This is a genomic window from Paenibacillus aestuarii, assembly GCF_027789125.1.
GTDB lineage: Bacteria > Bacillota > Bacilli > Paenibacillales > NBRC-103111 > Paenibacillus_E > Paenibacillus_E aestuarii.
The window spans coordinates 72,257-99,250 of sequence record NZ_JAQFVF010000088.1 but is presented as its reverse complement, the minus strand read 5'-3'; the positions used below and the strand labels follow the sequence as shown (position 1 = coordinate 99,250).

Below are 26,994 nucleotides of genomic sequence, written 5' to 3'. Positions count from 1 at the left end.
AAACGGGAAAATCAGCCTTAGTAAAATCCCCCGTCAAGTGCCTTGCTGTTCTCTGCCCCGCAGCTTCGGCTTAACCGTCTGCGGCATCGTCATCGTCATACGCGTGCCCTGCCCAGGCTTGCTGTCGATGGACAAGCCGTAAGCTTCACCGAAGACCATCTGGATGCGGCGGTGGACATTCATGAGGCCGATGCCGCCACGCCTTGCCCCCTTCATCTCATCCTTCTCGGCCAGCCGGTTTTGCTCCAGCTTCATGCGCAGCTCCTCCAGCTTCGCCGGCTTCATCCCTACACCGTTGTCCTCAATAAAAACTTGGAACAACCCGTTTTCTTTGCGAGCATCGATGCGGATGTAGTGATGCGGTTCAACGCCATCCGGGAAGGCATGTTGGAAAATATTCTCGATTAACGGCTGCAAGGTCAGCCGGACCATATTTTCAAGCAGCAGGCTCGGCGGCACTGCAACATCAATCTCAAAATCGCTTCCGGTCCGATGCTGCAAAATGATCATGTAGTTCCGTACATGGTTCAATTCGTTGGCCACCGTGATCTCTTCGAGGTTTGTTTGCACCGAATAGCGCAGCATGAACGCCATGGCCTCGACGATTTCATTAATTTCGCGCGAGTCCTGCACGATCGCGTAGCAGTTGATCGTCTCTAGTGTGTTATATAGAAAATGCGGGTTAATTTGCAGCTGCAGGGTCTGGAACTCAGCTCGCTGGCGCTCCAGCTCGGACTGGCCAAGCTCCAACGCATTTTTTTGCTGCTCCAGCTCCACCTGATAGACTCTCTCGATCATATCGGACAGACGCGTCACCATGAGGTTATAACTGTGAATCAACCCTCCGATCTCGTCGGTCCGGTTGTTCTCATCATCGATATACTGCCAATTCCCCTTCTCCGTCTCCCGCATGCTGTCTTTGAGCCCGCGAATCGGTGCGACAATCGACCGGCCGAAGCGGAACGCAAGGTACAAAGCAATCGCCAATGTGACAATACCTACAATTAACGTTGTGGTGCGGATCGTGTTGGCCGGGCGGCGCAGCTCCTCCACCGGCATGGAAGCGACAAGGTTCCAGTCGGAATAGCTCGACTTCCGCGAGACAAACATACGTTCCTCATTTTCGAATTTGTGAATAAACGTGTGATTGCCGCTTCCCAGAACAAGCGCCGAAAGCTCATCCCCGGCCTGCCGGTTGCTCATCGAAGACGGATATATATATTTGCCGGTATCATCGACGATAAAGAAGAAGCCTTCTTTGCCCAAACTGACGCGATCCCACGCTTTCGCCAGCTCTGCCAGCTTGATTTCGATCGCGACGATGCCCCGATTGGCATCACCGTAAGAAGGACCTCTTACTTTACGTGCCATCGTAACGACCGATCCCTGGTCAACCTTGCTGATGCTCATATTGAACAAGGCAATACGCCCGTTGCCCGGCGTCATTTTCATCAAATAATCAAACGTATTCTTATCCAACACAGGCTCAAAATTGAAAAAGTTCTGGTTCTCATAAATGACCGAGCGGCCGTGCTGACCGACGACATAGATCATGTTCAACTGCTTATATAAGGTGACCACCGATTGAACGGAAGCCTCGGCAAATTTCTTGATGGTGGTCGAGTAGTTGTAGTACTCGTACGCATCGTCAGGTTTGATCTCCATGAATGCCCGCACGTCAGAGTTGGAAGAGAAGGCATTGCTCAGCAGCTCATAGGACTGCAGGTACAGATCGGTCTGATAGTTAGCGCTATCAATCATTTGTTCCATATACTGCCTTACCTGACTGTCGAGTGCTTGAGACGACTGTACGTAGGAGAATGTCCCAATGGAGACGAGCGAGAGCACAATCACAATCAGGAAATACATATAGATTTGCTTGGATAACGTCTTTCTTCTCATGAACGGATGCCCATTTGCTGCCGGTATTCGGAAGGCAAGCAGCCCGCATATTTCTTAAAGGTTTTCGTAAAATGCGGATGATCCGCATACCCCACTTCACCGGAAATGTCAGTGATACGCCACTGCGGCTGCTCCAGCAGCTTCTTCGCCTTCTCCATCCGGCGGCGCGTGCGGTACTGAACGAACGTTTCTTGGGTTGATTGCTTGAAAAGTTGACTGAAATACGACGGGTTGAGCCCGATATGCTCAGCAACCTCTTCCAAAGATACTTCTTCGGCCAAATGCTGCTCGATATACTGCTTAGATTCCTCAACCGGGTCTTTGACCCTGCCTTTGCGCTTGGCTTTCAGTTCTTCCAGGCGGCGGCGCACCGCGGATGCGAATTGCTCCCAGGCCATCTCCTCGCTCGCAGCGCTGGCCAGAGCCAGCTCACCCTGCAGCAGGTAGATGTCGCGGATATTTAACCGGTGCTGAAGAAGCGTATGGATCTCTTCTAAAACATCGCATACCCGGTTCAGCTTCAGCTTGTAATCGCTTAACTCATGCCGAATCTCTCCTAGCAAACGATCCAGCTCCGTCTCCTGCAGCATCCACACAGCCTGCTCCATCCGGTTAGCCCACTGCTCCAGCTTGGTGACGGCCACGAACGTTTCCGAGCTGACTTTGCTTTTATGGCGAACCAGCTTCTCCAAAATGCTTTGAAATCCTTTGATATTAACCGGTTTCAATAAATACTCTTTTACGCCGTAGGATAAACATTTTTGTGCATACTCAAAATCGTTATATCCCGATACGACGACAATTTGAATATCGGCATCCAGCTCAGCCACTTGCCGGCATAGTTCCAAGCCGTCCATCTTCGGCATCCGAATATCCGTGAACAAAAAATCCGGCCGCTCCTCTTGAATTCGCTGCAGGGCCGCTGCGCCATTCTCGGCTGTTCGCAAGCTTTCGATCGGAAGCTCCGATTGTTCCACGAGTTTTTGCAAACCTTTGCGAATCATCGGCTCGTCGTCGACTATGAGTATGCGGTACATGCGGAAATGCCCCTTCCTTCGTTAGGCTGAGAAAAGCCTGCTCCCCACGGCTCAAGAGCACGTGAGGAGACGGTGAGGGCTCTTCGCCCCGGCTTATCTTTTTATTTGCGCGGCATGGAAATCGTTACGCTCGGATCTTTACTGTTGAACTTATCCGTAGCTTCCTTAATCACGTCGTTTCCGCCTTTGGATTTCCACTCCTCCAGCACTTTCGGCCAGTCGGAGATGGGCTCCTTGCCATAAACCATCTTCACCATGTGCTGCAAAATCACTGGAGGTGCCTGGTCGGAAAGCGGCGAAATGTCCGGATTTTTCATCAACGATTCCAAGCGCGGCTCGAAGGTAATGCCGTCACGACCCTCGTTCTTCAACGTGGTGTCGTACACGTTCATCAGCTTCTTGCCATCTTCGGTCAAGCTCAATGTACCTTTATTATAAGTTGTGTCTTGAACGAGCCACAAGAAGGATTGGCGGTAGCGCTCTTCATCCACGCCTGCCGGATCTGTCGGGCTCTTATAGTCGATTTTGCCGTCAACGGTTTTGTACGTATCGCCTTCAATGCCGAAAGTGAAGAACTTCTCTGCTTCATCGGACATCATCCAGTCGAAGAACTTGATGATTTGTGCGGCATTTTTCACATTCTTGTTAATGAAGTATCCGCGTGTGACAGGACCGTACAAGTAATGTCCGCCTTTGCCGTCCGGTCCTATCGGGGACCCGATAATTTCGATATCGCCGCTAGGTACGGTTGCTTTCAACTGAGACTCCCATTGCAGCAATTCGTTGGCATTCATCGACCACATGCCCGCTTTGCCTGCGAGGATCGTGTTTTTGAATACAGTCGCATTGATCGTTGCAAACTCTTTGTTAATCAAACCTTCGTCGAACATCGTTTTGTACGTTTGCAGCGCTTTCGTCATATTCTCCGTATCGAAGAACTTAGGCACGATTTGGTTGCCTTGCTGTTCGAACATGGAGAGGTATGGATACACGTCATAGGCGCCAAAGAAGGAATCCGCATACTTGAAGTTCTCGCGGCCCATGTACGGGTTCTCAACACCCATTTCCTTGAACTTGCGGAGTACAGCCAGAAACTCATCGACCGTTTTTGGTACGCCCAAGCCTGCTTTATCCAGCAAATCTTTACGTATAAAAATCGCACGGCGCGAAGGGTTGGAGAGGAACTCCGGAATCGCGTAAATCTTGCCTTGGTAGGACACATTATCCCAAGCATCCTTCGGAATCTTTTTCAACAAATTCGGTCCATATTGTTTCAACAGATCGTCCAGCGGCATGAATACGCCCGCTTTCACAGAGCCGGCCATCTCTTTGCCGTTGACGCCGCCGCTGCCTTGTACGACATCCGGGATGTCGTTGGTCGCGAACATTTGGATCATCTTCTGCTCGTATTCCTTATGCGGTACCAACACAATGTTCATATCGGTGTTTGTTAGCTCTTCAAGCTTTTTTACCCATTTATCTTCGTTGATGTTCGGTGATTTTTCGACGTGACCGAACGCCAGTGTACGCAAGGAAATGGAGAACTTTGTTTTCTCAGCAGGCTTAGCCGCTGCAGATGATGCTGGACTTGCAGCACTTGACGCGCCTTGTTGCTCAGCTGGCTTCGCCGAGCAGGCGGCGAGTACGCTTGCCATTAAAACGGTTGCCATCGTTGCAGGAATCCACTTTTTCATTTTACCCCTCTTTTCGTTACACGAGTACGTATTTTAGTAGCGCTTACATGTCCCATTGTAAGAGCGGTTTCATAATGAGACTATAGAATGATTTTAGTTTGATTTGTCATTTCTTTAGTTTTTCTGTAATTTTTCTAGTTTTTTGTCATTTCCCGGTGTTTTATGACTTCACAGACCCGACCATCATCCCTTTAACGAAATGACGCTGCAGGAATGGATAAATCAGCACGATCGGGAGCGTCGCGATAATAATGGTCGCCATCTTAATACCTTCGGGATCCATATGGGCAAGCCCGCTGAACTGGGTCGCGGAGGGATCGATACTGATATCTTCCGACACGATTAATTGGCGCAGCTTTACCTGCAGCGGCCAATAGGCCGGATTGTTGATGTAGTACAACGCGTTCATGTAAGTGTTCCAGTGGCCGACTGCATAGAAAATCCCAAGGGAAGCCATCACCGGCTTGGACAAAGGAAGTACGATGCTCCAAATCATACGCAGCTCGGAGCAGCCGTCCATGCGCCCGGAATCGATCAGTTCATTAGGCAGCTGCATGAAGAAGGAGCGCATCACGAAGAAGTTAAAGGCACTGATTGCGCCTGGGATAAGGAGCGCCCACAGGGAGTTCACGAGATGCAAATTTTTCATCAAAATAAAGTTCGGAATAAGCGGCGCACTAAAGACCATCGTGATGAGCACCATAACTACAATTACTTTGCGTCCCGCGTATTCTGGCCGAGATACTGGATAAGCCAAGGAAGCTGTCGCCACCAGGTTAATTAGTGTACCTACAATTGTAATGTATACGGTAACTCCGAAGGAACGCCAAATTGCAGCATCGCTAAACACATACTGATAGTTGATCGTCGTAAATTCTACAGGCAGGAAAAAGACTCTGCCGTTCACGATCGCTTCCGAAGAGCTGAACGATTGCGCCAGCACGTTTAAGAACGGCAGGAACATCGCGAGTGCCAAAAGCGTGAGAAAGATGATATTGAATATGTTGAAAGTTTGCCAACTGGCTGTCGGCTTGCGGTTCATATCGCGTGCACCTCCGTCTAATACAAGCTTTCGCCGGTTGTTTTCTTACTTAATACGTTACCAATCACAATGAGGACAAGCCCTACTAGAGATTTGAAAAGTCCGATAGCTGTTGTATAGCTATATTGTTGGCCAAGCAGGCCCGAGGTGTAAATATACGTATCTAGAATTTCGCCGTGCTCCTTGTTGAGCGGGTTCAAGAACACGTATACACGTTCAAAGCCGAAGTCCAGGAATTTCCCGATATGCAAAAGGAACAAAATCATAATCGTCGGCAGCAATGCCGGTAATGTAATGGATAGTGTCTGCCGCCAGCGGCTCGCGCCGTCGACTTCGGAAGCTTCATATAAGTCGGGGTTAATCCCCGCGAGCGCTGCCAAATAAATGATTGTGCCGTAACCCGAATCCCGCCAAATGCCGGAGGAAATGAGTACGGTGCGAATCCAGGACTCCTCGCCTAAGAAGTAGATCGGCTCAAAGCCCAGCCATGCGATGAAATGGTTAACCGCCCCTGTGGAGGGAGACAAGATGCCGAGCGCAATCCCGCTGACAATAACCCACGACAAGAAGTGGGGCATGTACACGACCGTCTGCAGCACACGCTTGTATAAGACGATACGCAGTTCGTTCAAGAGCAGTGCCAGAAGGATTGGCGCCGGAAATGCCAACACCAGATCGTACAACCCGATTAAGAGCGTATTATTCAAAATTTTGAGAAAGTCATAATGCGCGAACATCCGCTGGAAGTTCTCCATGCCGATCCATTTGCTTCCCGTGAAGCCGTCAAAAATGTTATAGTCCTGAAAAGCAATCACCGAGCCAAGCAGCGGCACGTATTTGAATACGATAAAATATAAAATCCCCGGCAGTGAGATCAAATAGAGCGCTTTATATTTCCAAAGCGTTCGCAGAAAGCTTCTGCCTCTGCTGACCTGTACGCGTTGATGAGCTTGATTCACTGTTTGTGCGTTGACCGCCATCCTCATAGGCCCCCTTCACTTCTTCCTTCTTTGATGTTATACCTCCATCCTACCTTGATTAGCCGCTTACAGCTATGGATTCACTTTTCACCTTCTTGTGTTTTTTTTAGATTTTTGCCGCAGGTACCCATAAAAGAAAGCCCCTACTTTGGCGGACTTCCCGCCTAAGTAAGGGCTTCAAGATTCATTTACCGGTGCTCGCGAATAAAATCAATCGCCTTTGCGATATCTTCTTCCGGCTTTTCTCCCACTTCACGTTCAATCGTTAAATAGCCGGTGTACCCAATGTCCTTCAACGCTTGGAAATAGCGGGCAAAATCGACATGACCCTCACCCAGCGCAAGCTCGCGGTACGTCGGTCCGTTAGTCGCCGCTTCCGCAATTCGCTCATGGCTCATCGGCTCGTAGCCTAGCGCGCCGTATACCTCGCGCGGGTCCACCTGACGCAAGCGGATGCCGTCCTTCACGTGCGTATGCACGATATAATCCTTCAAGGTGTGAACACCTTGAACCGGATCATCGCCTGTCACCATGACCATGTTGGCAGGGTCGAAATTGACGGAAACCCCGTCCGTGCTGAGTGAGTCGAGGAACTGCTTCAGATGTGCAGCCGTTTCCGGTCCAGTTTCTACGGCGAAGTAGGCGCCCATCTGCTTCGCGTACACGCCGAGCTCTTCGCAGGCGCGCTGCATCTCGGCGTAGATTGGGTCTTGCACGTCGTTCGGGACGACACCGATATGGGTTGTCACAACGTTCGTGCCAAGCTCGACCGCCAAATCGAGGATGCGCTTCGATTTCTCGATCTTGAACGCATTCTCCTGCTTATCTTGGAAGCCATGGCCGCCGAGATCGCCGCATAAAGCGGAGATTTGCAGCCCGAGCGAATCGATGTACGCTTTGAGCTCTTTACGTGCAGCTGGCGATAGATTCGCCGGGTCCATTTCCCCTTTCACGGCATAGATCTGTACACCGTCCGCGCCCATCTCTTTGGCTTTTTTTAGCCCGTCCCGCAAGTTCAGCCTTAACGAATCTACCATAATTCCGATTGGATTAATAATCGTTGTCAAGAACAACGCCTCCTAATGGCATGATATATGTTGGGTTTAAGAAGGATTAAACTTCGTTCCATATTCTGCGGATATTGGCGAGTCCGATTTTGGTCCCGTTCTTGCACTCTTCCATCCCTTCAAACTCCAGGGACAGATAGCCATCATAACCCGATTGCTTGACTGTGCGCAGCACTTCCCGGATGTCAACGTCGCCATGGCCGACAATCGCTCCGCGCAAGTAGCTGCCGCTTGTCGAGCGGAACCAGCCCTCGCCTGGATTCAGATAGCTGGGCCGGCGGTAAAAATCTTTGATATGCACCATGGACGCATAGGGCAAATTGTTTTTCACCGCGGCGACTGGATCCTCATCAGCACAAAGGAAGTTGCCGATATCCAGCGTAGTGCGGAAGTTGGACCGGTTCACTGCGTGAATCAGCGCCTGTACCCGGTCGCTAGCTTGGACAAAGAACCCGTGGTTCTCGACACTCGTCACAATGTCGTACTGGGCGGCATAATCGGCAATCTCCCTGCATGCCGCTGCCATGCGTTCCAGCTCGCGGTTAAAATGGCCGATCGAGTTATCTTGGCTGCGCGCCACATCATGCCGCATCCGCTTCACACCGAGTCTTGCCGCGGTGTCGACTTCCTTTTTAACCCGGGCAATCTCCTGCGCATAGGCTTCTTCCGAATCCGTCAAGAAATTGGCCCCGATCGCATAATTGGAAATGTCCAGCTCGCGCGACTGTGCTTTCTCCCGAATGCTGTCTGCCAGCTCCGGCTGGCTTTCCAGCGGAAAACCGAGCGGCACGATCTCCACGTGCTCGACGCCTTGATCCGCGACCCAATCGATGACACCAAGAATATCCATCTCCCCAGACTGCAATGCCCGGTACAAACTATATGTACTAACGCCTAGCTTCATTCTGCTCACCCTCGCTTTCGGCTGCTCTCGTTACAGCTTTATTTCCGTTCCCTTGGCTGCGGACTCATAAATGCCGCACAGCATCTTCATCATCTCAAGCCCGTCGGCCACTGGACTAATCGGTTGGTTGTCTGAACGAACGCAGGAAAGGAAGTGTTGAATTTCGTTATAAAATGCTTCATGAACATTCAGCGACTTGGCGTCCGTCTGTGGCGTCATATTTAAAATTGTATCATGTTTCTCTGTCACAAAGCTCACTTCCGGCTCCAGTTCGACGCCGCCCTTATCCCCGTACAGCTTGACGGAGATCTCGTCCTTCTTGGCATGGAGCGTAAAGCTGACATCGACGAACAGCGAAGCGCCATTGTCAAAACGGATCAACGCGTTGGCCATATCCTCTACACCGTTCACGGTTGGATCATAGTCAGCTGCTTTATAAAAAGATAAATTGCGGACATTGGCGCGGTTGCCTAATTTCTTGTAGGTGTTGGCGCTGATGGATACAGGCTTCGGCCGCCCCATCATGTACCAGCACAAGTCGATGACGTGTACGCCGATGTCAATGACAGGCCCCCCGCCGGAACGGTCCGGATCGGCGAACCAGCCGCCGGGATTTCCGAGCCTGCGAATGCAAGATGCTTTGGCATAGTACACTTCGCCCAGCTCTTCTTGATCGATGAAGCGTTTGACCAATTGAGCATTGCTGTCGTAGCGGCGGACAAAGCCTACCATTAGCTTTTTGCCCGTTTCACGCACGGCTGCTTGGACTTGAAGCGCTTCCTCGACTGTGCGGCACAATGGCTTCTCCACCAGCACATGTTTGCCCGCGCGCAAGGCAGCGATGCTGATCTCGGCATGTGAGTTGTTCCACGTGCAGATACTGACGGCTTCGATGTCCGGATTCGCCAGCAGCTCCTTATAATCCGTATATACATGCGGAATTCCGTATTTTGCGGCCTTTTCTTCAGCCCGCCCCCCGTTCATATCGCAGGCGGCATACAGCTCCGCTTCTTCCGATCGATGATACGACTGCAAATGTAAATCCGAAATCGAGCCTAACCCGATAACGCCAATTTTGGTTTTCGTTACGCTCATACGTGGCTACGCCTCCCAGGAATGTTTGCTTATTTGCATATTCGCAATATACAATCAGAATAACATGACCAATACCGGGGGTTGAATGCCTGTCATGACCACCTACATGGACTATACGATCAGTTCCAAACCGATTCGTATTATCGACCGTTCTACCGATAGCAGCAAGCTGAACGTGAAATCCCTCTCCATCGTCTCTGTCGGTCATCTGCCCAACCGCACGTTGTACCGGCGTAACGCCCGTTTTAAGCATCATGCGATTGTTTATATTGCCGGCGGCACGGGCACGTATCGTGTTCAAGGTGCGGAGAAGCAGCAGGTGCGCAAAGGAAGTCTGTTTCTCTTCTTTCCGGGCGCTGCTTTCGATTATGGGCCGGCTCCCGACGAGACTTGGGATGAGTTCTACTTCACCCTGGAAGGCTCGCGTATTCAAGAGTGGCTCGACACTTGGTTGACCGCGCCGGAACTCGTCCGACAGGTTGGAACCGACGATGCGCAGCAAAGCAAAATCGACCGGATTTTTGCGCTGATGGAAAGCGGTGAGCCCGGCAATCTGGATCGTGCCGCATTGCTGCTGGAGTCTCTGCTGTACGAGTTCTTCCTGAGCAGCGAGCCGCGGTTGAAGGCGCCTTCCCCCGATCCGCTGGCCAAGCTGTTGGATGATATTTCGGCCTCCATCAACCAGCCGTTCGAAGCCGCTGAGTTTTGCGAGCGACACCATATTTCGCTATCTACGCTGCGCCGTATGATCCATCGCGCCACAGGCTATTCGCTCCATGAATACATCCATCGTCTCAAAGTGTCAGAAGCCAAGAACATGCTGCTCAACACGCATCAAACCGTGAAAGAGACGGCGGCCTCGCTTGGTTTTAAAGACGTCTTCTACTTCTCTCGTTTGTTCAAAAAATATGTCGGCGTCTCGCCTCAGCATTATCGGTCTAATATTTAAGCGAAAAAAATGGCGGTAGCAAGGTTACTCTCCTCGCACCGCCATTGCTTCTTTCATTCAAAATGCTCTTTATACCAAGCAGCCGCCGCGCCCACTTCCGTATGCGTCAGCTGATGGCCGGCACGCTCCCAATGGACAGCGACCGCTGCGCCAGCAGCGCTTAGCAGCTGTTCCAGCTCCTCGGTCTCCTGCGGCGAACAGATCGGATCATTCTGTCCGGCGCCGATGAAGATCGGCACGCCCGACAGATCCGGCAATTGCACGCCGCGCCGCGGCACCATCGGATGGTGCAGGATTGCCCCCCTCAGCGCTCCAGGGTGATGGAACAGCAGGCTGCCGGCAATATTGGCGCCGTTCGAGTACCCGACAGCGACCAGGTTATCCCGCTGGAATCCGTGCTCTACAGCCGCTTGATCGAGGAAGTCATGCAGCTCCTGCGTGCGGAAGATTAAATCTTCCTCATCGAAGACGCCTTCCGCCAGCCGGCGGAAAAACCGCGGCATGCCATTCTCCAGCACATTGCCCCTTACGCTCAATACCGAAGAAGCAGGCGCAATCGCCCTAGCAAGCGGCAGCAGATCGTTCTCTGTCCCCCCTGTACCGTGAAAAAGAACGAGTACCGGTGCACTTAGATCCGAGCCTTTCTGAAAAATATGTCTCATTGTTCGTCCCCCTCCAATACCCGCACTTGAATCGGCGGCAAATTCGCTTCTATTTGCTGACGGTGCTCTTCATACCACGATGGCAGCATCAGTTTCTCTCCCAGCGCACCCGGTTGCTCATCCCGTGCAAAGCCTGGAGGATCTGTAGCAATCTCAAACAGAATACCGCCCTCTTCACGGAAGTAGATCGCGTTAAAATACTGGCGATCGACGATCGGTGTTGGATGATAGCCGCTTTGCTCGACATGGCTTCTCCACAGTGCATGTTCCGCGTCGTCTTTGGCCCGCCATGCGATATGATGCACGGTGCCTGCACCTCCCGCGCCATATGCCATAGGCGTCACATTCACGTCGATCACGTTGCCGATATCGGCTGTCGATCTATAACGGGCATAAGCGCCTTCTTGCCCGATGCGAGCCAGACCCATGACATGTTCCAGCAAATGGGCAGTTTTGGTAGGTGCAGTGCTGTACAGAACAGCCCCGCCGAAGCCTTTGATCGCTTTATCCACCGGCACACCGCCAAACGCCCATGTGCTTAGTTTGCCTTCTTCGCGCTCGACAATTTCAAGCTGAAGACCGTCGCGGTCCTCGAATTGAAGGTACGTTTCGCCAAATCGCTCCACTTTCGTAAATGGCACGGCAAATTTGGTTAGGCGTTCTTCCCAGAAGCTACGGCTGCCTACAGGAACGACGTAAGAAGTAATCCCGACCTGACCGCCGCCAATGCGCCCTTTGCGGGAATTGGCCCATGGGAAGAACGTAATGATGGTGCCCGGGCTGCCCATTTCATCACCAAAATATAAGTGGTACACTTCCGGCGCATCGAAGTTAATTGTTTTTTTCACCAAACGAAGACCGAGCACGCCTGCATAAAAATCTACGTTCGCCTGAGCATCTCTTACGAATGCGGTAATATGATGAATTCCTGCTGTTTGTTGAGTCATTTTGACCATCTCCCTTGGGCATATTTGCCTAATTTTTTGAGCAGTTGACTGGCAACCGCCATCTCTTCCTTCGTTAAGCCCGCAACCGATTCGCAAATCACATTGGCATGCTGCGGAAAAACTTCTTCTATAAACGTCTTGCCCTTATCTGTAATCTCTGCATAGATGAGTCTTCTATCTTCGGATGAAACCCGACGCTTCACGAACTCCCGCTTTTCCAGCTTATCGACAACATAGGTAATATTGCCGCTGCTCATAAGCACCTTGCCGCCAATTTGCTGAATAGGCTGAGCACCCTTGTGGTAAAGTAATTCGAGAACACCGAATTCGGTCCGGTTCAATCCGTGCCGCCGAATATCGCGGTCGGCATGGGCGTTGACCCATTGGCTTGCCCGGGATAGGGCAATGTATAAATCTAGCGCGGCCTCATTGGAATTTCCCTTGGGATCATTCATTGGCATCGCCTCGCTTTCTAAAAATCTTAAATTTGAATATCTTAAATTTAAGATAATACATCGGAGACGATATGTCAAGTGGGTCTCCTTATAAATTCAACGCCTAATTTTCCGGCGGGTTATACCGGTACTTCTCCAGCTCGATTCGCCCCTCGCTGTCAACTTCTACACCTTCGCTGCTAAGATAGAGCATTTGCTTAAAACGGGACTCCTCTTCCTGAATCGCGATTTCCCCCTTCGCGTTCACGACGCGATGCCAAGGCAGCTTATGCATGCCGCTTAATGTATGAAGAATCCGCACGACCTGTCTGGCGCCGCGTGGGCTGCCGGCTAGAGCTGCAATCTGTCCATAAGTCATGACATAGCCTTCAGGTATAGATTGAATGATCTCCACGACCTGCTTCGTATAAGGAAGCATCCAATTTCCTCTCCTCTTACTGGGGATTTCTTTCTACCATCATAAGCGTCATTTTCAGCAAATTCAACGTCTGCTCGGGCTGACCCCATTATGATGGAGCAGGAAGCGCTGTAGTCCGATCTAGCCGAATTGCAGAGGTGAATCTCTTACTGAAAGCGGCTCTAGTCCGAATTAGCCGACTTAGAGGCGGGTTTTGCTGGAGGACAGAGTCTAAATGCGCCAAATAATTGGGTTAATTCGGACTAGAGCTACGTAATGAGCAAGTTTTGATGAAATAGTTGGGCGGAATCGGGCTGCAGCGATTGGGGATCTGGATTGAGTATATGGATTGGTATCTGGGAATTTGGTGGGCCAGTTCCTTTATATATAAAAAAGGCACCCTTCTGGGCGCCTCTCCTAGCCTGCCTTGCCTCTTATTTACCAGCAGCCGCTTCAAGCTCCGCTGTAACTTCATAGGCGGAAGATACATACGTAACCGCCTTCGGCTGTGTGATGACCGTCGCGTTGATCGCGTCCGGTGCCGGATCCAGTAGCTTATACGTAACTACGGACCGGCCACCGTCTTCAAAACGGATCCCCGTAATGATAATGTCATATCCGGACGTAGGCTTGGATTCACGGGTTAGCGTCACTTTGTTGACGTCGTCGTTCACTTTGTCAACTTGCACCGTTACAGTCTCAGCCGGCGCCGGCTTCACCATATGTGCATCGAGCACCTTCGTTGCATTGTGCACCCATGTCGCAGCCTCGCCACGCGTCAGCGCCGCCTTCGGATTCAGCTTGCCGTCCTGATCCAGCTGCGTGATTTTGTACAAGAGCAGGCGCTGCAGTGCGCCTTGGTACTCAGGCGTGATTTGATCCGCATCTTTGATGATCACAAACATTTTGACCAGTGGAAAATTCCCGTTCTTCTCCAAAGCGCGAACCAACAGATCCCCGAACTGTTCTCTTGTGATCACGGCATTCGGATTGACATCTTTGGGGATGTCCAGCCCGTTATAATGGGCAATAATGAACGCGTCCGCATACCAGGCATCGTTCGGAACATTCGTATACGAATCGGAAGCCAGCGGCTGTTTGAAGAACCGCAGGTTATCGATGTTCAACTTCATCGCTTTTACGATCATTTGCACGCTTTGGGCATAGGTGATTGTACCTTGCGGGACAAAATGATCCTGATCCACCCCGCTCACAATACCGCGGGCTTGCAGCGCTGCGACGGCTTCCGCCTGTGACCCGTCTACATCGCTAAAAGCAAAGGCCGTTTGCCACGTCAGGCTGCCCAGCAAAACAGATACCAAAGTAAGACTAGCTATTTTTTTCATAGTATTCTATCTCCATTCCTCAACTTTTTTTCCAGTCACTCTAGAGTACCCTTTAAACGTCTGGAATCTGGAGAAAGTTGCACCATCTGGCTTAGACTATAAAAAAACAGCAAAATTACCTCAAGGCATGCGTGCTGCGGAACAACTCTACATCCTGGACGGAAGATACGCGACCTACGCCTCCGATCGCTAGAGTCGCAAGCGCCCCGCAAGCATTGGCAAACTGCAGCAGCTCCGCATCGCGCATCCCCGCCATATAGCCATAGATTATGCCGGCGTTAAAAGAATCTCCTGCACCGGTTGTATCAATAGGCACAATATCGAACGCGTTGACGGCAAGGAGTTCCTTGCTTGGTCCAGACGACCATACGGCGCCTCTTGCTCCTCTTTTTACAGCCACGCCGAGGCGGTTGTCAGGGAGCAAGCCCCAAACCTGTTCCAGCGAGTCGACGTTATAGATGTGCAGCAGCTCGTCCTCGCTCGGGATGAATAAATCCGTGTCAGCGATCAGCGCATGAATCTGCTCGCGGTGCCACTGATTGCGGACATCCCAGCCCGTATCGAAGGACGTCGTCGCGCCATGCTGGCGCACAGCCTGAAAGACGCCGGACCAATGCTCTCGCATACCGTCCTGCAAATAGAACGAGCCGAAGTGCACGTGCCGGGCTTGGGCGAGCAGTTCTGCCGGGAGATGCTCCGGGGCCACCGCATTGATGCTCCCCATATAGGTGAGCAGGCCCCGGTCCTTCGGTGTGGAGAGAGACAGCGTAACGCCTGTCTGCAAGTTCGGATTGCGCGTAATGTAGTCGGTTTGCACTCCTTTGCTGCGTAATTGCTCCAGGCAGTAATCGCCGAACTGATCGGCGCCAACAACGCTGACCATCTGCACCTCGCAGCCTAACCCGGCAAGCGCGCAGGCGGTTATTGCGGAGGAGGAGCCTAAAGCTAAAGCAAAGGAATCAACCAGCTTTTCACGGTTCCACTCCGGCATGACATCAGTACCTGAAACGATCAAATCAACATTCAATTCTCCAATTACGACAATCATCTCTCCCAGCCCCCATTGTAAAAAAAGAATAACAGCTTCATGCAATTGCCGCGTGCGTGCCCGGCGCTTTACATGCGTTCCCGGTATGCCGTCGGTGTAACGCCAAACGTATCTTTGAACCGTTTAGTGAAATAAGCCGGATTGTTGTACCCTACGCCCAGCGCGATCGCCTCGATCGTCTCGTCCGTCGACAAAATCTTCGCAGCTGCGGCGTTCATGCGCTCCTTGGTGACGAAGTCGACAAAATTTTCACCAGCTGTCTGCTTGAATATTTTGCTTAAATACCGCGGACTGAGAAATACGACACTAGCCGCCACATCTAAGGACAGGTCATCAGACAAGTGACTGGCCACGTAGGCTTTAACCGTTTTCACAATTTCCGCGCTCTTGCTCGTATTCGTTGTCAACTCCATAAAACTGAACGTGGTTTCGACAACATTCATACTCCAGCGCTCGAATTCCTCGATGTTGCGGATGTTCTCGAATTCGGTGAAAAGCTGCTTCGACAAAATGTCGCGCGTGCTCAGATTCATATCTTTGACGAAGCGATAGTAGACGTAGACGAGCTCGCGCAGCATCTTATGGCTGTAATTCGCTGAAAAAGATCCGTTCTTCAAAGCGTTCATAAAGGCGAGAAGCCCTTCTTTAATTGCATCAGGCCGCTTCCCTTTGAGCGCACGCGTGAACTCTTCCAGCAGCTGCTCGTCCATTTCTGTCGTGCTGGTCTCCCTGCGCATAAGCGCTTCCATAAAGAGCACCGATTGGGAGGGATGGAAGTAGGTATACTTCAGCAGCGCACCGGATTGCTTGTAGCCGTGTTCAAGCTGCAGCGGGTCGCGCTCCCACGTTCCGATCAATGCGACCATCGTCACATAGAAGTCGGCGGCCAGCTTGGCAGCCAGCTCCTGAAAGAGGCGAGCCACAGCTTCGTAATCCGGTTGGTTAGCGCAGATCAAAACTTCGATGCGATACAGGGACGGAGATTCGCTAGCCAGCCCGAACATCGGCGAAGCCTTATGGCTGTCGATCTCATTAATAATGGAGTAAATGATGAGCTGCCTGTTTTTTAAGCTGATATGCCGCATTAACTCATAGTCCAGCTCCAGGGTGACAAAAGTGTAGTACTGGTCGGCCGGCAGCTTCATCTGCAGCAGCTCGAACCGTTCCTCCAGTTCCTGATAGCTGCTCATGTTCCCCTGGAACAGGTCGAGAATCAGCTTGCTCTTGATCACCGGAAGATTGGATTCCAGTGTCGTCTCCAAGCTGGCGACCTTCACTGACAAGTTATTGATCAAAGCGTTGATTTGCTCGTACTCGTTATTATCCGCAGCAAGAACGCTGGCATCATGCGGAGCGTCGCCGAACAGCCTTTTCGCTTTATCAACAATCGATTTGAGCGGATTGTACATGCGGGCGGTCAGCACACTCGAGATGGCATAGCCAATGAGTAAAGCAATAATTCCGATAAGAATAAGCATATTGCGCATATAACTGTTTTTCGCATAAAATTTTTCCACGGAAGTGACGCGAACGATTTTCCATCCAGTAGACTCTAAGGTATGAAACGAGACGATTGAATTCGTGCCGCCGATGTCAACAATAATGTGCCCGTCCGTCCCCGGGTAATTCCGGATCTGCTCGACAAACGACAGGTTCGCCGGTAGCTCCCGCCCGCTCCTGGATACGATTTCATGAGGCGTCAAAATAAATAGCTGGCTGGTATCCTGATTGACCGACTGCTTCAAAATGTTGGAGAGCGATAATTCATTGATTTGAATCGCAATGTAGCCTTTCGGGCCCGAAGTCGACTTCTCCGGGTAAGGTCCGATGTAGGTGATCGCATTAATTTGGCGGCCCTTGGGATCTAATGCTTTGGTGACAAACCATCGGGACTGATCTGTCACATGTCCGACTTCATTCACCCAAGAATCTTCAATATCATTCTGTACATGATGCAGGGCAAGTTCAGAAGACATAATGGCGTTGCTTTTCAAAAAATAAAAATCGACGGAATCGACGACGTTGTACTGGTTCTCCACGACTTCCTTCAAATACTGATGAGCGTCGTAGACATCCTGCATCCGATCCTCCAGATCGGTCTCGCCGAAAAATGACATCATATCAACCGTCTTGTAATGCGGCACGACCAGTTTTTGATAGAGCTTCTGAACTGTCGTAAACACACTGTGCTCGGACATGGTTTCTACGTAAGCCAGCAGCTCCTTATCATTTCGTTCTACTTCTTCATTTAAAGTTCTGGCAATAATGACATACGATGTAATGCCTACGAAAACAATGGTCACGAGCAGCAGTAAGCTGTAAGTAAACATCAGTTTGTAGAAAACGGTGTTAAATCGTTTTGGCCATTTCATCCGCTCAACCCCATCTACCAAATAGCTATTTCCAATAATTCCATGTAGCACAAAATGGATAGCCCGCGCAGCATCGCACGAACCTATCCATTAAGTATACTTTGGACTATGTTAATTTCAACCCTTCCATAAGGATCAAAAGCGCCAGCGCTTGGCCGTAAGTCATAGGACTTATCGGAATATCCTTATAGAATTGCGCGTCCCCGCCTACAGGTGTACCGTAGGAAACTTGCTGCACCACGCCATCCTCGTCGATCCGGCGGAGCGTCGCTTCCAGCGCCTTCAATCCGACCTCTTTATACTGCGTGTCGAGGTAACCTTTGCGGACTCCTTTGAGAATGCCGTAGCCGAAGGCCGATGTGCACGAGGTCTCTACATAAGAAGCAGGATCATCCAGCACCGTGTGCCACATGCCGTCAGCCGTCTGCAACTTCGCCAACGCTGCGACTTGAGCCCTCATGGTGTCGAGCAAGAATTGCTTCAGGCCGTCTTCCAGCGGCGCCATGTCGATAAAGTCAACGATGCCGCATGTATACCAGCCATTGCCGCGTCCCCAATGAACGGCACCGTAATTGTGCATTTCATTGAAGTCCCACCCATGGAAGAACAAACCGTTGTTTTTATCATATAAGTACTTGATATGAATGAGATACTGCCGTTTGGCTTCCTCGACATACTCTGGACGGTTGAAGTATACCCCTGCTTTGGTCAAGAACAGGACGGTCATAAACAAAGTGTCGATCAAAATCTGGCCGTCGTTCGGATCGCCTGTAATCATGTGCTGGAAGGCGCCGTCTCCGGTACGCAGCATCCCATCCATCACCCAGCGGCTCCACTCGTCGCACACGCGAATGTAATCCTCTTTGCCAGTCAACTCGCAAAGTGACATTAACGTAATCAGCGGCGAACAGGTGTTCACATTCTTTTCCGGCAGCCCCTCGCGGATTCTGGCGTCATACCAATCGATAAGGAATTGGAGTGCCTTCTCATCCTTTGTTTCCTCATAATATTGATAAAAGCCATACAAGCCCACTCCTTGCGGCCATTCCCAAAGATGAATATCAATCAGGCCGATCGGATATTTCTCCTGCATACTGCTGTTTTTCATCGATCTCATAGCATCTGATACGCCGTGAATGGCAGCTAAAATCGTCTCTCGGTTCATGCTTCCGTCTCCCCCTTATAGAACGCTTCGTTCAATACGACCTTCGACACCGGCAAAATCCTCCGACTGCTCCACACCATTCACCGACAGCAGCCCGTCCCAAGCCATATGCAAGGTTCCATACTTGCTGTCTTCAACCGTGACTTCGCTTGGTGAAACCTGCAGCCCCATACGGCTGACTTCGTCCATAAATTGTCCGAAGGAGCCGCTTTCCTTTTGACTGGATACACGCAAAATCCACACATTGTCATAGCCAGGCGATACGAGCTCCCGGCCTAGATTCGGGCCGAACGTTTGCAGTTCAAGTCCGTTTTGTGCATACACGGCGGCATAAGCGCCCTCTTTTTCGACAAAATACCAGTTGCCAGCTTGCATGCTGCGATCGAACGCCATCGTCGGGAAGTAGGCGTGCGTGTAGTCCACGTTATGATTGCGGTCATTTTGATATATAAGGACGCAAAGCCCTTTGTGCTGAGCCACCTTTGGCAAGCAGCCGTTGCCCGCCCAGAAGCTGGGGCGGCCCGAACCGAAGCAGTTGCGCTCGCCCGGATGATTCACCCATAGCTGCGCCTCCGGCGTAAAAAATACTTCCGCCACATGCTCCTGATACCCTCTATAGCCGGGACGGAAATTATAAATAGACGTCAGCGAGTAATCGGCAGTCTTATAGCCATGAAGCTTGGCGTAACCGTCTTTTCCTTGCTCGTACTTGAATGTCAGCGCCTGGCCGGCTTCCGGCTGCAAATAATCCGCATATGCCGCAGGCGGCTCGTAGTCCGTCAGGCACAAAATGACATTGCTGATGGCATAACTGTTTATATTGCCAACGCCGTATCCGATCCAGCACATGGACGTTGTGCCCGCTGTGTAGTGGCCTTTGAGTTCTTTTTCGTAAGAGCGGCCGAACGTGCTGGCGACATACCCGTTCCGCGCGTTTAGCGTAATGTAGTAATAAAGCAAATCCATCGCCTTTTTCGCTTGCGCGCGTAAGAACTCGGACTCCACCAAATCATAAATGTGCAGCAATCCGACTGCATCAATCGGAATATAAGCGCTGGAATTCCACTCTGCCAGCCCTTCGGCGAAGAAGCGCTCGAACCATTGCGCCAGCCGCTGCTCCCCCTTGGCTCTATGCACGGCGCCGGTCTCCCCGATGTTCGTGAACACTTCATCCGGGAACAGCTGCGCGCCAAGCAGCTCGCAAGTGTGGAAGAGCAGCGAATGGTTCTCGCTGAAGAACCACATGACATCGTCGCCGGGCTCATCAATCCAATAGCGGAAATTCAGCACGCAGCTCTTGATTTCTTCCCATAGGGCCGGATCCAGCAGATCCGTATGGCGGTATTCTTTCCACAGCTTGAACAGGCCGACCAGGTAGAAATCCGAGCAGTCTTTGCGCTCGTTAATGAAGGCGATGCCGTCCCGAATTAGCTGGGTGGCAGCCGCCACGTCATACCCGGACTGAATCCGTGCAAGTGCCGTGTGAATATTCGGCTTACCCTGCTGTGCGATGCAGTGCAGAGCTTGCTGCTTGCGCTCCTGAATCGTATCCGCTTGAACTTCGGCGAATTTCCCTGGATATATCTGCAAAGCTGCCATTTTATTGATCTGCACGCTGCCAATCTTCGTCTCGAAGCGCATCGCAGAGAAGTCCATCACATAGTCGTCGACATGGCCAAAGTTTAACTCCGCCGCTCCCTGCTCCAGCACGGAAGTGCGGCGTTTCAGATTGCCGTCGAATTCACTGCCGTACACCATTGCGAAGGCGAGCTGCTGGTGCAGCGGATTAGCGAGTGTCAGCTTCACGTCGCCGGAGGTGACGACGTCCTGCGGAAAGCTCGCCCCGAGCAGAGCCTGCTCAACAGCTTGGACGTCTTGCGCGGAGGTCTCTTCGTCGAGCGGAACCGCAACGCGGATCTGCTGCTCGCCGATATATTCCATGCTGAAGTAATACTGGGTATCCCGCTCCGCGAGATCCTCCAAACAAACCATCAGCTCGTTATGACCCGCTTGCAGGTCGATCCAAACTTCCGTTTCCTGCTCCATATTGCGGGTAAACGGCGCGAAATCCAGTGCCAAGCTGCCGTTCACCCACAGCGTCAAGCCGCCGCAGGTCTTGATGTTCAGCTTTGCGCGGTGTGCCGACGGTGCGATGACGCCAGTGACGCCATACGTGCACAGATACGTCGGCACAAACCAAAAGCCGGACCACTCCACGCGCGGATTGCCCCAAGGGAAGTACACGTTCCACGGCTTCGCTTGCTCCAACAGCGTGAGTGAAACGCCCGGCAGCGCGCTGTCTGTAGCGATCCGCTCAGGCACGCGGCTTCTGCGCTCTGTCACAAACTCCTTGCGGCATGGATTCTCGTGAATGGAGAACCCTTTTAACAGCCAATCGTTCACATCGCCTTCCATTGTGGTTGGCACAAAAGTCATCTTCTTCTCGAAGATGCCGCTCGTTAACCATCGGTTAATTACCTGATTTTTTAGCTGCAACGGCTCATACACCAATGAATTTGTCATGATTGCTTATCCTTTCATTCCTGAAGTGGCCATACCTTGGACAAAATAACGCTGGAACACGAGGAACACCGTGAGCACGGGCACCATCGTTACGACGGACATCGCCAGCAGGCTGCCCCAGTCCACATTGTATTCGCCGATAAAATTGGAAAGCGCGAGCTGTATCGTATATTTTTTCGGATCCGTAATCACGATGAGCGGCCACAGAAAGTCGTCCCATCTCCACATGAAAGAGAAGATTGCCAGCACGGATAACACCGGCTTAGCCATAGGCACGATGATCTTCCAGTAAATCTTCCATTCGCCTGCGCCGTCCATCCGGGCGGCTTCGAGCAGCTCATCAGGTATAGAGAGCAAATACTGACGAATCAGAAATACACCTGTTGGCGTGGCCGCAGGAGGAATAATGAGCCCCCACAGGCTGTTAAATAAGCCAAGCGCACTAATGACCTTAAAAATGGGAATCATGATCACTTCAAGCGGAATCATCAAGGTTGAGATAAAGCCCACCAGAATCAGATTGTCACCTTTGAACTTATACTTCGCGAGCGCAAACCCCGCCATGGAGTTAAACAGCAGCAAAAGCAAGGTCGACGTAACCGTGACAAATATGCTGTTCAGGAAATACGTGCCGAAATTTCCTTTATTGAATGCCGTCGTGAAGTTCTCCAATGTAAAATGGCTCGGTAAAATGCTTGGCGGCCATTGATACAGATCGGTTTTGTCCTTGAAGGAGGAAAGAACGACCCAGATCACCGGGAACATGAACAACAAAGCCAGGACAATCAGAATGACAAATAAGAGCGGTTGGTTTCTGGTCTTCATTACGATTCCCCTCCCTTGGTCAACTTCAACTGCAGCACGCTGAGCCCTGCAATGATCACTAACAATACCACTGACATCGCACTGGCCAGACCCAAGTCTTGTTTATCAAAGCCAATCTGGTAAATATATTGCACGACGTAGGTCGTCTCTTTACCCGGCCCTCCGCCAGTCAACGCCTTCATCAGCGGATAAGCCTTGAACGCCTCGATCACGCTCAGCATGGCCACGAGCACGCTCGTCGGTTTCAGCAATGGCAGTGTAATGCTCCAGAATGATCTGGCCTTGGAGGCGCCGTCCAGCGTTGCCGCTTCATAGTAGTCCTGCGGAATCGCCTGTAAGCCGGCAATAAAAATAACCATATAGAAACCGAGCCTGGACCAAACGGTGGCTACGATAATTGTCATTTTTGCGTGAAAGGGGTCAGTCAACCACTGCACCGGATCGATCCCAGCCAAGCCGAGTAAGTAGTTCATAATGCCGAAGCTGTCGCTGAAGATCCATTTCCACGTCAAACCTACGATGATGTAGGAGATCAAGGTAGGCCAATAAAATACCGAACGGAAGAACCCTTTGCCAGCAAGTTCCCGGCTTAAGATCAAGGCGATCGCCAAGGAGCATACATAGATGAGCGGCACGGAAATAACGACATATTCCACGCTTTTGCCGAAAGCGTTCCAAAAGTCAGGCGTTGTAAACACTTTGGTATAGTTGCGGAGTCCTATGAACTTCATAGGGTTCAAACCGTCATATTTGGCAAATGAGTACATCAAGCCGAAAATGGCCGGAACCACAATAAATACGGTGAAGATGAGCAAGTTAGGCAAAACAAATAAGTAAGGAGCAACGGCTCTCTTCCACTTGCCTGTCGTCAACTCAGAAGACGGCTTGCGGCCAGATTTTACAGTCCCTTCCATGTCCCGATCTCCTTCACGTGTTATAAAAAAGGGGCTGAACGCTCAGCCCCCATCCATCCAAGATTACTTACTCTCACTGATAATCGTATCAACGGTTTTATTCATCTTGTCGAGCATCGCTTTGCTTGTCGTCTTGCCGCTCAGCACTTCCACGATTCCCGTCTTGAGGTCAGCCTGGAACTTGTTCGCCAGCTCGCTGGACCAGTCTGCGCCTGCTTCTGCAGGCGTCGCCGCCAGCTCGTTCGCGAATACTTCGAACATCTCTTTGCCGTACGCATAATCCAGCTTCGCATTATCTTTGCGCGGGCTCATGAACAGCGAGTCAGTCGCATACTTGGCATTCGCCTCTTTGGAGGACAAGAACTTGATCAGATCCGCGGTTTCTTTCTCCACTTTAGTGTTCTTGAAGCCCATCAAGAACTTGGAGCCTGGTACGGAAGAACGTGTAACCTCTTTCGGCAGGTAAGTAACGCCCCACTCGAAGTTGTCGATCGTCTTGTAATTGCTGAGCATCCAGTTACCAGCTAGATGTGCGGCAACCGTTCCCGAGCGGAACAAGTTGTTCGGGTTGTCGCCACCGAGCCATACCGACGTCGGCATCACGCCATCTTTATGAAGCTTGACGAAGAAATCAAGCGCCTTCACTGCATTATCCGTATTTAATGTAGCTTTCGTGCCGTCTACGGACATCATACTGCCGCCAAATTCGTAGAGCAGCGTCGACCATCTGTGCGTGGAGAAGTCCCAAACCAGACCGTACTTCGCTCCGCCTTTGTCCATCACTTGTTTCAGAGCCGCTTCGAATTCCGTCCACGTCCACACTTTGTCCGGAGATGTCGGAACCTCGACGCCCGCTTTCTTAAATAACGTTTTATTATAAATCAATCCGTTCGCCGTCACATCCAGCGGAACTGCGATGATCTTCTTATCTTTTGTCACATAATACGACTTCAACGTATCCATGAATTGACCGGCGAACGCGTTCGGATCACCGACATAAGGTGTCAAATCCAATGCTTGATTAAAAAATGTCGACGTGTCGGAAACGCGAGCTAGCGCTGGAGGATTGCCCCCAGAAATCATCGTTTTCAACTTCGTGTTCATATCTGCATAAGCGACTTCCACCAAGTTCACTTTGATGTTCGGATTTTTTTCTTCATATTGCTTCAGCAAACCCTTCATGACTTCGCCTTCGTTGCCGTCAGAGAACCATACGAAATCCAGATTCGTTTTTTTCTGAGTGTCTTTGGAAGCTTCTGCATTCGGCGAACTGGCGCTTGTCCCGCTCCCCTTGGATGGCTCGGCTGATTGACCGCATCCTGCCAAACCAAATGCGAGTGTCAAGGTTAGCGCCGCGCTTAACCACTTGCTCTTTGTCTTCATCGATACCCAACTCCCTTTTTTTCTGTCGGTGTTTCGAACCCCGCCAATCAACTATAGCTTGGGCATCAGCTTGGAGACAATGCAACAAAATCCGCTTTATCGCAAAAAGCGCATTTGTGATAGCTGCAGCCGGGATGCGTAGAAATGTCAATATTTCGTCTTCCGTGCGCAAGCGGAAAAAATGATATCGCCATGACAAGCCCCTGAAATTTTAGTAGAATGGGTAGTATTGCTCTCAAGAGGACACCATACATAAGGATTAAGGAGGTTATTACATGTTGGAATCTAAAAAACAGGAAATTGTTGCGAGCGTTCCCCAAACCGGATTTTTTGGACATCCTAAAGGGTTGTTCACGCTGTTTTTCACCGAGTTCTGGGAGCGGTTCTCCTACTATGGCATGCGTGCCATTCTTGTTTTCTATATGTACTACGAGGTAACAAAAGGCGGCCTCGGCATCGATCAGAGCCTTGCATTATCGATCATGTCGATATATGGTTCACTGGTGTACATGTCCGGGATTATCGGGGGCTGGTTGGCCGACCGGATCTTCGGAACATCGCGTGCCGTCTTCTACGGCGGTATTCTGATTATGCTCGGACATATTGTGCTGGCCGTGCCTGGCAGTGTGCCGATGTTTTTCATTTCAATGGTGCTGATTGTCCTCGGCACAGGCTTGCTCAAGCCGAATGTCTCCAGCATTGTAGGGGAGATTTATAGCCCCGAAGACAATCGCCGCGATGCAGGCTTCAGCATTTTCTACATGGGCATCAATCTTGGCGGCTTCCTGGCTCCGCTGGTTGTCGGCACGATCGGCATGCAATACAACTTTCACCTCGGCTTCGCGTTGGCTGCAGTCGGGATGTTCCTGGGCCTTACCGTGTTTGTAACGACGAAAAAGGGGAACCTTGGCCTAGCCGGCACGCTCGTTACCAATCCGATGGCGCCTGAGCAAAAGAAAAAAGGTTACACACTGATTCTCGTAGCCGCGATTGTGGTTATCATTTTACTCGTCATCGCCATAACGACCGGGCTCCTGACTTTCAAACGATTCATTTCGTTAGTAGGCATCTTGGGGGTTCTCATCCCGACACTGTACTTCATCGTGATGTATAACAGCTCCAAGACGACTGCTACGGAGCGTTCCCGAATTATCGCGTACATTCCTTTGTTCATCGCAGCGGTGATGTTCTGGGCGATTGAAGAGCAAGGCTCGACGATTCTGGCAAATTATGCGGATCAGCGCACGCAGTTGGATTTTGCTGGGATCCATATATCACCAGCCTGGTTCCAATCATTGAACCCGCTGTTTATTATTTGCTTTGCGCCTGTCTTTGCCTGGATTTGGGTCAAGCTAGGCAACCGCCAGCCGACAATTCCGACCAAGTTTGCTATAGGCTTATTCTTGGCCGGTCTCTCATTCTTGGTCATTCTGTTGCCCGCTTATTTCGGTGGCAGCCAATCTCTGGTCAACCCGTTGTGGCTCGTCCTCAGCTACTTCATTGTCGTGATCGGTGAACTGTGCTTATCGCCTGTCGGCCTATCCGCAACGACCAAACTGGCGCCGGCCGCCTTCTCCGCGCAAACAATGAGCTTATGGTTCCTCTCCAACGCGGCGGCCCAAGCCTTGAATGCGCAGATCGTCAAATTCTATACGCCTGAAACAGAGATGCAATACTTTGGCGTCATCGGCGTTGCGGCGCTCGTTCTAAGTTTCATCCTGTTCATGCTATCTCGGAAGATTCAGGGATTCATGAAAGGCATTCGCTAAACAAAAAGCACGAGTAAGAGGTTCCTTTCCTCTAACACTCGTGCTTTCTTTATTACCGGTTCAAAATACTATCTTCCAATACAGCGTTTTTATCGCCGTATTTATTAATGATATGCTGTTCTCCCCACATACATAAGGAATCGAGAATCGGCCCCAAGCTTAAACCGTACTCGGTTAGATGATATTCAACTTTTGGCGGCACTTGATTATAGACGATCCGCGTTACAATGCCGTCCTCTTCCAGTTCCCTTAGCTGCTGCGTCAACATTTTCTGCGTGATGTTCGGCATCTGCCGCTTCAGATCACTCGTCCGCATCGTTCCGCAGCGCAAATGGCAGAGGATCACGCATTTCCATTTTCCCCCAATGACTTCAAGAGTTGCCTCTACGGAAATATTGTACTTCTTCTGATAGTTCATATCGTCCCTCCTCATCTATAGGTACTTTTAGGTACCTATATTACTTTTCAGTTACTATATCACTTAGAAGTACGTACTATTCATTTGTACCATCTTCGTT

The 26,994-nt window shown here is 50.9% G+C and carries 23 protein-coding genes; 2 read left to right on the top strand and 21 right to left on the bottom strand.

Annotated elements, in window-relative coordinates:
* Positions 1-33 precede the first annotated feature (33 nt).
* The 8 genes from O9139_RS29140 to O9139_RS29105 form a co-directional block, all read right to left on the bottom strand.
* On the bottom strand, positions 34-1,902 hold the full coding sequence (locus O9139_RS29140; RefSeq protein ID WP_270885246.1) for a cache domain-containing sensor histidine kinase: 1,869 nt from the start codon (positions 1,900-1,902) through the stop codon (positions 34-36).
* Complete coding sequence (locus O9139_RS29135) at positions 1,899-2,939, bottom strand: response regulator transcription factor (RefSeq protein ID WP_270885245.1); 1,041 nt, start codon at positions 2,937-2,939, stop codon at positions 1,899-1,901. Before O9139_RS29135 ends, O9139_RS29140 begins: the two co-directional genes overlap by 4 nt.
* A gap of 101 nt (positions 2,940-3,040) precedes the next feature.
* A complete protein-coding gene (locus O9139_RS29130; RefSeq protein WP_270885244.1) occupies positions 3,041-4,633 on the bottom strand; it encodes an extracellular solute-binding protein in 1,593 nt (530 codons plus the stop codon).
* A gap of 160 nt (positions 4,634-4,793) precedes the next feature.
* Positions 4,794-5,675, bottom strand: a complete 882-nt coding sequence (locus O9139_RS29125) for a carbohydrate ABC transporter permease (protein WP_270885243.1) — start codon at positions 5,673-5,675, stop codon at positions 4,794-4,796.
* A 17-nt stretch (positions 5,676-5,692) separates the two neighbouring features.
* On the bottom strand, positions 5,693-6,655 hold the full coding sequence (locus O9139_RS29120) for an ABC transporter permease (protein ID WP_270885242.1): 963 nt from the start codon (positions 6,653-6,655) through the stop codon (positions 5,693-5,695).
* A gap of 188 nt (positions 6,656-6,843) precedes the next feature.
* On the bottom strand, positions 6,844-7,692 hold the full coding sequence (locus tag O9139_RS29115; RefSeq protein ID WP_377525709.1) for a sugar phosphate isomerase/epimerase family protein: 849 nt from the start codon (positions 7,690-7,692) through the stop codon (positions 6,844-6,846).
* Positions 7,693-7,768: 76 nt separating this feature from the next.
* Positions 7,769-8,626: a sugar phosphate isomerase/epimerase family protein gene (locus O9139_RS29110; RefSeq protein WP_270885240.1), complete on the bottom strand. Its 858-nt coding sequence runs from the start codon at positions 8,624-8,626 to the stop codon at positions 7,769-7,771.
* Between the two features lie 30 nt (positions 8,627-8,656).
* Positions 8,657-9,721 (bottom strand): Gfo/Idh/MocA family protein, encoded by a 1,065-nt coding sequence (locus O9139_RS29105; RefSeq protein ID WP_270885239.1) that lies wholly within the window; start codon positions 9,719-9,721, stop codon positions 8,657-8,659.
* Positions 9,722-9,806: 85 nt separating this feature from the next.
* Here O9139_RS29105 and O9139_RS29100 point away from each other — a divergent pair, with 85 nt between their 5' ends.
* Positions 9,807-10,670 carry an AraC family transcriptional regulator gene (locus O9139_RS29100; RefSeq protein WP_270885238.1) on the top strand — a complete coding sequence of 288 codons (864 nt, stop codon included), beginning with the start codon at positions 9,807-9,809 and terminating at the stop codon, positions 10,668-10,670.
* Positions 10,671-10,723: 53 nt separating this feature from the next.
* On the opposite strand, the gene O9139_RS29095 is transcribed toward O9139_RS29100, so the two are convergent.
* The 12 genes from O9139_RS29095 to O9139_RS29040 all read right to left on the bottom strand — a co-directional run bounded on the left by O9139_RS29095 (position 10,724) and on the right by O9139_RS29040 (position 24,707).
* The gene (locus tag O9139_RS29095) at positions 10,724-11,332 is read right to left on the bottom strand and encodes an alpha/beta hydrolase (protein WP_270885237.1); all 609 of its coding nucleotides are present in this window, start codon (positions 11,330-11,332) and stop codon (positions 10,724-10,726) included.
* A complete protein-coding gene (locus O9139_RS29090) occupies positions 11,329-12,279 on the bottom strand; it encodes a ring-cleaving dioxygenase (RefSeq protein ID WP_270885236.1) in 951 nt (316 codons plus the stop codon). The genes O9139_RS29095 and O9139_RS29090 overlap by 4 nt, the downstream gene beginning before the upstream one ends.
* The gene (locus tag O9139_RS29085; protein WP_270885235.1) at positions 12,276-12,734 is read right to left on the bottom strand and encodes a MarR family winged helix-turn-helix transcriptional regulator; all 459 of its coding nucleotides are present in this window, start codon (positions 12,732-12,734) and stop codon (positions 12,276-12,278) included. Before O9139_RS29085 ends, O9139_RS29090 begins: the two co-directional genes overlap by 4 nt.
* A gap of 103 nt (positions 12,735-12,837) precedes the next feature.
* Positions 12,838-13,152, bottom strand: a complete 315-nt coding sequence (locus O9139_RS29080; RefSeq protein ID WP_270885234.1) for an MGMT family protein — start codon at positions 13,150-13,152, stop codon at positions 12,838-12,840.
* A gap of 413 nt (positions 13,153-13,565) precedes the next feature.
* A complete protein-coding gene (locus O9139_RS29075; RefSeq protein ID WP_270885233.1) occupies positions 13,566-14,477 on the bottom strand; it encodes an S-layer homology domain-containing protein in 912 nt (303 codons plus the stop codon).
* 115 nt (positions 14,478-14,592) lie between these two features.
* On the bottom strand, positions 14,593-15,525 hold the full coding sequence (locus O9139_RS29070) for a carbohydrate kinase family protein (RefSeq protein ID WP_270885232.1): 933 nt from the start codon (positions 15,523-15,525) through the stop codon (positions 14,593-14,595).
* A 68-nt stretch (positions 15,526-15,593) separates the two neighbouring features.
* The gene (locus tag O9139_RS29065) at positions 15,594-17,897 is read right to left on the bottom strand and encodes an AraC family transcriptional regulator (RefSeq protein ID WP_270885231.1); all 2,304 of its coding nucleotides are present in this window, start codon (positions 17,895-17,897) and stop codon (positions 15,594-15,596) included.
* A gap of 106 nt (positions 17,898-18,003) precedes the next feature.
* Positions 18,004-19,062, bottom strand: coding sequence for a beta-galactosidase BglB (gene bglB, locus O9139_RS29060; protein WP_270885230.1), 1,059 nt, complete (start codon positions 19,060-19,062; stop codon positions 18,004-18,006).
* Between the two features lie 15 nt (positions 19,063-19,077).
* A complete protein-coding gene (locus O9139_RS29055) occupies positions 19,078-21,585 on the bottom strand; it encodes a hypothetical protein (RefSeq protein WP_270885229.1) in 2,508 nt (835 codons plus the stop codon).
* A gap of 6 nt (positions 21,586-21,591) precedes the next feature.
* Positions 21,592-22,410, bottom strand: a complete 819-nt coding sequence (locus O9139_RS29050; protein WP_270885228.1) for a carbohydrate ABC transporter permease — start codon at positions 22,408-22,410, stop codon at positions 21,592-21,594.
* Positions 22,410-23,324: a carbohydrate ABC transporter permease gene (locus O9139_RS29045; RefSeq protein ID WP_270885227.1), complete on the bottom strand. Its 915-nt coding sequence runs from the start codon at positions 23,322-23,324 to the stop codon at positions 22,410-22,412. Before O9139_RS29045 ends, O9139_RS29050 begins: the two co-directional genes overlap by 1 nt.
* A 63-nt stretch (positions 23,325-23,387) precedes the next feature.
* Positions 23,388-24,707, bottom strand: coding sequence for an ABC transporter substrate-binding protein (locus O9139_RS29040; protein WP_270885226.1), 1,320 nt, complete (start codon positions 24,705-24,707; stop codon positions 23,388-23,390).
* Positions 24,708-24,982: 275 nt separating this feature from the next.
* On the opposite strand from O9139_RS29040, the gene O9139_RS29035 reads away from it, so the two are divergent.
* Positions 24,983-26,476, top strand: coding sequence for a peptide MFS transporter (locus O9139_RS29035; protein ID WP_270885225.1), 1,494 nt, complete (start codon positions 24,983-24,985; stop codon positions 26,474-26,476).
* 52 nt (positions 26,477-26,528) lie between these two features.
* Here O9139_RS29035 and O9139_RS29030 read toward each other — a convergent pair whose 3' ends face one another.
* Positions 26,529-26,894: a winged helix-turn-helix transcriptional regulator gene (locus O9139_RS29030; protein ID WP_270885224.1), complete on the bottom strand. Its 366-nt coding sequence runs from the start codon at positions 26,892-26,894 to the stop codon at positions 26,529-26,531.
* Positions 26,895-26,994: the final 100 nt, after the last annotated feature.

Coding starts and splice junctions, on each gene's coding strand:
- O9139_RS29130 (WP_270885244.1), bottom strand. CDS start 4,633: ATGAAAAAGTGGATTCCTGCAACGATGGCAACCGTTTTAATGGCAAGC.
- O9139_RS29100 (WP_270885238.1), top strand. CDS start 9,807: ATGCCTGTCATGACCACCTACATGGACTATACGATCAGTTCCAAACCG.
- O9139_RS29030 (WP_270885224.1), bottom strand. CDS start 26,894: ATGAACTATCAGAAGAAGTACAATATTTCCGTAGAGGCAACTCTTGAA.
- bglB (WP_270885230.1), bottom strand. CDS start 19,062: ATGAACCGAGAGACGATTTTAGCTGCCATTCACGGCGTATCAGATGCT.
- O9139_RS29065 (WP_270885231.1), bottom strand. CDS start 17,897: ATGAAATGGCCAAAACGATTTAACACCGTTTTCTACAAACTGATGTTT.
- O9139_RS29070 (WP_270885232.1), bottom strand. CDS start 15,525: ATGATTGTCGTAATTGGAGAATTGAATGTTGATTTGATCGTTTCAGGT.
- O9139_RS29140 (WP_270885246.1), bottom strand. CDS start 1,902: ATGAGAAGAAAGACGTTATCCAAGCAAATCTATATGTATTTCCTGATT.
- O9139_RS29105 (WP_270885239.1), bottom strand. CDS start 9,721: ATGAGCGTAACGAAAACCAAAATTGGCGTTATCGGGTTAGGCTCGATT.
- O9139_RS29115 (WP_377525709.1), bottom strand. CDS start 7,692: ATGGTAGATTCGTTAAGGCTGAACTTGCGGGACGGGCTAAAAAAAGCC.
- O9139_RS29080 (WP_270885234.1), bottom strand. CDS start 13,152: ATGCTTCCTTATACGAAGCAGGTCGTGGAGATCATTCAATCTATACCT.
- O9139_RS29045 (WP_270885227.1), bottom strand. CDS start 23,324: ATGGAAGGGACTGTAAAATCTGGCCGCAAGCCGTCTTCTGAGTTGACG.
- O9139_RS29090 (WP_270885236.1), bottom strand. CDS start 12,279: ATGACTCAACAAACAGCAGGAATTCATCATATTACCGCATTCGTAAGA.
- O9139_RS29110 (WP_270885240.1), bottom strand. CDS start 8,626: ATGAAGCTAGGCGTTAGTACATATAGTTTGTACCGGGCATTGCAGTCT.
- O9139_RS29050 (WP_270885228.1), bottom strand. CDS start 22,410: ATGAAGACCAGAAACCAACCGCTCTTATTTGTCATTCTGATTGTCCTG.
- O9139_RS29085 (WP_270885235.1), bottom strand. CDS start 12,734: ATGAATGATCCCAAGGGAAATTCCAATGAGGCCGCGCTAGATTTATAC.
- O9139_RS29125 (WP_270885243.1), bottom strand. CDS start 5,675: ATGAACCGCAAGCCGACAGCCAGTTGGCAAACTTTCAACATATTCAAT.
- O9139_RS29040 (WP_270885226.1), bottom strand. CDS start 24,707: ATGAAGACAAAGAGCAAGTGGTTAAGCGCGGCGCTAACCTTGACACTC.
- O9139_RS29120 (WP_270885242.1), bottom strand. CDS start 6,655: ATGGCGGTCAACGCACAAACAGTGAATCAAGCTCATCAACGCGTACAG.
- O9139_RS29055 (WP_270885229.1), bottom strand. CDS start 21,585: ATGACAAATTCATTGGTGTATGAGCCGTTGCAGCTAAAAAATCAGGTA.
- O9139_RS29075 (WP_270885233.1), bottom strand. CDS start 14,477: ATGAAAAAAATAGCTAGTCTTACTTTGGTATCTGTTTTGCTGGGCAGC.
- O9139_RS29135 (WP_270885245.1), bottom strand. CDS start 2,939: ATGTACCGCATACTCATAGTCGACGACGAGCCGATGATTCGCAAAGGT.
- O9139_RS29095 (WP_270885237.1), bottom strand. CDS start 11,332: ATGAGACATATTTTTCAGAAAGGCTCGGATCTAAGTGCACCGGTACTC.
- O9139_RS29035 (WP_270885225.1), top strand. CDS start 24,983: ATGTTGGAATCTAAAAAACAGGAAATTGTTGCGAGCGTTCCCCAAACC.